The following is a 5,905-nucleotide window of genomic DNA, read 5'->3' on the forward strand; positions in this document are numbered from 1 at the left end:
GACGATATGGGATATAGCCAAGCGGAAGATATAGAGGGTAAGTATGGTATCAATGGTAGCGTTACGCAGGGTCATGTTTATCTACGTAAAATGCTTGATTTTACTGTGACGGAATCTATCGACATGACTGCTTCCATGGGTTCCACAGATTTGGACATCACTGACCTGAACGTAAATAATCTTGGATCAAAAACAATTACTGTCAGCAGCGTGCAGGTGGACGATGTGGTAAATGGGTGGATGCTTACGGCGAACACCACAGACTTTGCTGCACTTGCAAAGGACAGCAAGAAGTTTTCGTTTGCAATAGGCGAATTTGACTTGTCGAAAGGACCATATACTGCAGGTGGCAACATCTCGGCTGATAAGCAAAAGGTATTTAAGTTGACTGGTAAAACTGGCGTTGTCAGCACAGCAATTAAAAGGCAGCATATAGCAAATTTGATTGTAACCGTAGCTGCGGTGTAAGGAGGGGAGACGATGCCAAGAAGTAAGCTATTTCATCATATCGGAAGCCCTAATTCTTTCTACAAAATATTTAAAACTGTAACAGTGGATAATGGGAGTGAGTTTCAGAATTAGGAAGTGATTGAAAAGATACTTCATCGTGCGAGAAAACGGTGGAAACTATTTTATTTCCATCCATAGTTCATGGGAATGAAAATGCTAATCATTTAGTCCGTCGCCATATACCAAAAGGAACCAGCAAGGAGGTGATGAAAATACTTGGTTGTGTGGAAGGATCCACATAGCACTTGTAGTATTTTTTGAAGTTTATATTTCAGCAGTAGTATAAAGATATTAGAACCCTCTTTTTTGTCGTGCAAAGAAAACATGAGACATAAAGTAAATAAAGATATATGCGTCGTGTAGAAAATAAAGAATACGATTTTATCGGAAATCGTGCACTATGTCATTCTATATTTTATCAAAAAATATTATTTGATAAAATGTCAAAATACATTTTGAAAAAAAGCAGAAGACTGTAGGAAATAATTTTTTCTTGTCATTAGAGTCAGTTGGTTGTATAATATTTTTGTTATTTTTTACGGATATTACCGTGATTGGTACATGATAGAAACGCAATTGGAGGAAAACAAATGGAAAAGATTTATCAGGGAAAAACAAAAGACGTGTTTGCACTGGACAACGGAAATGTGCTCTTGAAGTTTAAGGATGACTGCACCGGAAAAGACGGTGTTTTTGACCCAGGCGAAAACAGCGTAGGTCTGACCATTGAAGGAATTGGCAGAGCTAATCTAAAGACTTCTATCAGATACTTTGAGCTGATTAATGCTGCGGGCATTAAGACTCACTATGTAAGTGCTGATGTTGAAAATGCAACGATGGAAGTTCTGCGTGCAACCCCTTTCGGACAGGGTCTTGAAGTTATTTGTAGACTGAGAGCAACTGGTAGCTTTATTCGCAGATATGGCAATTACATTGAAGACGGCGCGGTTTTCGAAAACGGATATGTTGAAACTACTTTCAAAGATGACGCAAAGGGTGACCCTCTGGTAACAAGCGAAGGTTTGGAAGTCCTTGGAGTAATGAACCGAGAAATGTTTGAACAGATGAAAGAGCAGACTTTGAAAATAACCAAAATCGTTGCTGATGACCTAGCAACTATGGGTCTGGAACTGTGGGACATCAAATTTGAATTTGGCTACAACAATGACGAAGTAATCCTCATTGACGAAATTGCTAGCGGCAACATGAGAGTTTACAAAGACGGGAAAATCGTTGACCCGATTGATTTGACAGATATTATTTTAAGTCACACAAAATAATAGAATAACAAAATCTTAAAGCCCTGCCGGAAAGGCAGGGCTTTTTCGTACATATATTGTTTGCTTGTCTTTATACATTGAACAGGAAGGTAATGATATCGCCGTCTTTGACAACATACTCTTTGCCTTCAGAGCGAAGGAGTCCTTTTTCCTTAGCCGTATTCATGTTGCCGCCGCATTCAATGAATTTGTCGTAGGCAATGGTTTCTGCACGGATAAAGCCGCGCTCAAAGTCGGTGTGGATTTTTCCAGCAGCTTGCGGCGCTTTGGTGCCTCTGCGAATAGTCCATGCACGGCATTCGTCCTCGCCGGCAGTTAGGAAAGAAATTAGATTCAGCAGACTGTAGGAGGCCTTAATCAGCTTATCAAGACCGGATTCGCAGATTCCAAGCTCTTCTAGGAACATGACTTTCTCATCTTCCTCAAGTTCAGAAATTTCCTGCTCAATTTCAGCGCAGATGACAACGACTTGTGCATCTTCGGTTGCAGCAAACTGACGAACTGATTCAACATATGTATTGTCAGCGCTGTCGGCAGCGTCATCTTCGGAGACATTAGCTACATAGATAATCGGTTTGTAGGAAAGCAGGTCCAAGGTTTTGATAAATTCGGCTTCCTCTTCGGTTAAATCCATGGCTCTTGCAGACTTACCCTCTGCTAGAAAATCATTGACTTTTTTTAGAATATCCAGCTCTTTTTGCAGAGACTTATCGCCTTTGAGATTTTTTGTAGTTCTGGTGATTCTTCTTTCCAGCACTTCCATATCGGAAAGAATTAGTTCTGTATTAATGGTTTCGATATCGGAAAGCGGATCAATTTTTCCGTCAACGTGAACGATATTGTCATTTTCAAAACATCTGACAACGTGTACGATGGCAGCCACTTCACGAATATGTCCAAGGAACTTGTTTCCAAGACCTTCTCCTTTGGAGGCACCTTTTACAAGACCTGCGATATCGCAAAATTCTATAGTCGTGTAAACGGTTTTTTTGGAATTGTAAATCTCGTGGAGTTTGGTGATTCTTTCATCAGGAACGGTTACCACGCCGACATTGGGCTCGATGGTGCAAAACGGATAGTTTGCAGCCTCTGCGCCGGCTTTGGTAATCGCATTAAACAGTGTACTTTTGCCTACATTGGGAAGACCAACGATTCCTAGTTTCATAATTTATATACTCCTTTTTTCTTTTTTCATTTGTATGACATATGCAGTCAGACAGATTACGAAGACACAGAAACTCAAGACCTGTGCTTGCTTTAACGGGCCAATCATAAGGCTATCGGTTCTTAGTTGTTCCACAAATCCCCGTTCCAGGGAATAAAGCATGCCGTATAAAAAGGCAATTTGTCCCGGAAAACTTCTGCGCTTATCCAGCCAAATTAAAAATGCAAATAGCACAAAGCACCAGATGGATTCGTAGAGGAAGGTGGGGTGCACATATTGACCGTCTACTGAAATTGCCCAAGGTAAATCAGTAGGACCGCCGTGGGCTTCCGAGTTAAAAAAGTTCCCCCATCTACCGATGGACTGGGCCAATGCAACGGCAGGAAATACTAAATCAGCCAGCTCAAGAAGGTTAATTTTGTAGTGATGTGCGACAAAATATCCCGTAATGATTCCAGCGATGATTCCACCGTGAATGGCAAGCCCGCCGCTTCGAATATCCAGAGTTTTTCCGATATCACCGGCATAGTTCTCCCAGCTGAAAATCACATAGTAGACCCTGGCGCCAATGATGGACATAGGAATAAGCCAAATAGCAAAGTCCAAGATGTGTTCACTTTCTATTCCATGTTTCGGCGCTCTCTTATAGCTGATTAGGATTGCCAGAAAAAAACCAAGACCTATGAGTAGACCGTACCATCTGACATCAAGTCCGAATAGCGAAAAAGCAATCGGATTAGGTGCTTGCATAAAATCTCTCCTTTATATAAATATAATTTTGTGTGCAGGATTTCTGAGTCGACAAAAGCGTCCTCTTGAAAACTGACCCTTTTATTATACTGAAAAATTTGCTAAAATACAATGTATGAAATACGAAAATATGTGTAAAGGTAATTTTATTGCAAGACCCAATCGGTTTATTGCCGAAGTTTCTCTTGGAGGAGAGATTGTGCGTGCCCATGTTAAAAATACGGGACGGTGCAGAGAACTCCTTGTTCCTGGAGCGACGGTTTACCTGGAAGACTTTGCAGGACGCATGGGGAGCCGTAAAATGCGATACTCTCTAATTGGTGTAGAAAAAGGAAATGTTTTAATCAACATGGATTCCCAGGCGCCTAATAAAGTTTGTGAAGAGGCATTAACGTCGGGAACTCTTAAGCTTCCGGAGATGAAAAATCTTCAAGTTGTAAAACGAGAAAAAACATACGGAGATTCTCGTTTCGACTTTTATTTAGAAGGAGAAAATGGAAAAAAAGGCTGGCTTGAAATAAAAGGTGTAACTTTGGAGGAAAAAGGAATCGCCAGATTTCCTGATGCACCGACAGAACGCGGGATAAAACATATCTATGAGCTTTGCAAAGGAGTAGAGCAAGGATATTGCGGTTATGTGCTATTTGTCATACAGATGTCAGGCGTGAACGGCTTTGAACCCAACGACAGGACGCACCCGGAATTCGGGCAGGCCCTTCGATATGCAATGGAAAAGGGTGTGCATATCCTTGCCTATGACTGCGAAGTGAAAATGGATAGTCTGGCACTGAAGGATGAAATAAATGTAAATCTTTAAGTAGGGAGGTGAATTTTATGTTTTTATTAAAAAACTGCAGATTGATTCCTGAACTAACCGAAGGTTTTACAGGAAGAATGGCGGATATCATCGTTGATCATGAGAAAATTACCGACATTTGTGAGGCGGGAAGCGTGCAGGATTTTGAAGGAGAAATCATTGACGCTGCGGGCTGCACCGTATTGCCGGGATTTTTCGATCTCCACTGTCACGTGTATCTATTTGAACTGGGAAAAATTGCGGAGATGGATAGCAAAGAAGAGTCGTATACCTTTGTCGATTCCTATAATTTTGCCAGAGAATATTTGAGACAGGGATATACGACTTTGCGAGACGCAGGATGTGCATATAATGTTACGGTGAAGCTGATGAAACTCAGGGATGCAGGGCTTATCGACAATGTGCCGGATATTATATCTTCCGGCAGAGCTTTAACGCCGACCAATCCAAGTAATGATGAATACACACTTCTATATGAAGTGGCTGACGGACCGGCGGAGGTGATGAAAGCTGCAAGAAAACAGTTTGAAGCAGGCAACGACATTATCAAATACATGGTGACAGGCTGCTATCTTGACGAGAGCGGCATACCTGGCATTTCCATTGCCACAGAAGAGGAACTTCGTGCGGCGGTTCAAATCGCAAAGATGAGAGGTTCTTACGTGATGGGGCACGCACACGGGGCTGAGGGTATAAAGACAGCTATACGAGCGGGGCTTTACACCATCGAACACGGGAGCTTTATCGATGATGAGGCGATAGAGATGTTAAAAAATCGAGACGACTGCTTTCTAGTGCCGACCGGTAGTATTGGTCTTGCTTGCATGACCGAAGAAGGGCAGGCGGGTTTATCAGATAGTATTGCGGAAAAGGCGATTAAATATGAGAAGCAGGAAAAAGAATGCATTAACAAAGCCTATGCAGCTGGACTCAAGATGGGCTTTGGATCTGACATCGATTATGCTACTTTTAAGAATATGGCCGGACTGGAATTTATTGCGCGCAGAGAATGGTATGATTTTAAGCCGATGGATATTTTGTTGCAGGCAACGAAATACAGCGCAGAAATTGCTGGTCTTATCGAAGAGAAGGGGACTATTAAAGTTGGTAAGAACGCGGAGCTGGTTATCATCAACGGTAATCCGGATGAAGACATTGATGTAATGCGCAATTTACCGAGATATGTCATCTTCCGTGAAACTGTGATTGACAATACAATCGCTGAAGGATTCAGAAAAAAAGAACAATAGAAAAAAGGGAAAAAGGTACTTGACGGGAGGGGAAAAGGGTGATATATTAAGAAAGTTGTCTTGCAGGGGGAACCCCACAGGCAGACTTGCCACAGAAAACTCCCAGAAAAGGAGAAGAAAAAAGCTCGAAAAA

At 41.8% G+C, this 5,905-nt stretch carries 6 protein-coding genes; 4 read left to right on the forward strand and 2 right to left on the reverse strand.

Annotated elements, in window-relative coordinates; all coding sequences use genetic code 11:
- Positions 1-468: hypothetical protein (locus tag D1155_RS15265; protein WP_160203271.1), on the forward strand; the 468-nt coding region annotated here is incomplete at its 5' end.
- A gap of 632 nt (positions 469-1,100) precedes the next feature.
- Positions 1,101-1,790, forward strand: a complete 690-nt coding sequence (locus tag D1155_RS15270; protein ID WP_160203272.1) for a phosphoribosylaminoimidazolesuccinocarboxamide synthase — start codon at positions 1,101-1,103, stop codon at positions 1,788-1,790.
- 70 nt (positions 1,791-1,860) lie between these two features.
- Here the strand turns inward: D1155_RS15270 and ychF are convergent, their stop codons facing one another.
- Both ychF and lgt read right to left on the reverse strand, forming a co-directional pair.
- Positions 1,861-2,955, reverse strand: a complete 1,095-nt coding sequence (gene ychF, locus D1155_RS15275) for a redox-regulated ATPase YchF (protein WP_160203273.1) — start codon at positions 2,953-2,955, stop codon at positions 1,861-1,863.
- 3 nt (positions 2,956-2,958) lie between these two features.
- A complete protein-coding gene (lgt, locus tag D1155_RS15280) occupies positions 2,959-3,705 on the reverse strand; it encodes a prolipoprotein diacylglyceryl transferase (protein WP_160203274.1) in 747 nt (248 codons plus the stop codon).
- A 115-nt stretch (positions 3,706-3,820) separates the two neighbouring features.
- Between lgt and sfsA the strand changes: the two genes are divergently transcribed.
- Both sfsA and D1155_RS15290 read left to right on the forward strand, forming a co-directional pair.
- Positions 3,821-4,522, forward strand: coding sequence for a DNA/RNA nuclease SfsA (gene sfsA / locus D1155_RS15285; RefSeq protein WP_160203275.1), 702 nt, complete (start codon positions 3,821-3,823; stop codon positions 4,520-4,522).
- Between the two features lie 17 nt (positions 4,523-4,539).
- Complete coding sequence (locus tag D1155_RS15290; protein ID WP_160203276.1) at positions 4,540-5,772, forward strand: amidohydrolase family protein; 1,233 nt, start codon at positions 4,540-4,542, stop codon at positions 5,770-5,772.
- Positions 5,773-5,905: the final 133 nt, after the last annotated feature.

It is taken from the genome of Anaerotruncus sp. 80 (assembly GCF_009936115.1).
GTDB lineage: Bacteria > Bacillota > Clostridia > Peptostreptococcales > Anaerovoracaceae > Senimuribacter > Senimuribacter intestinalis.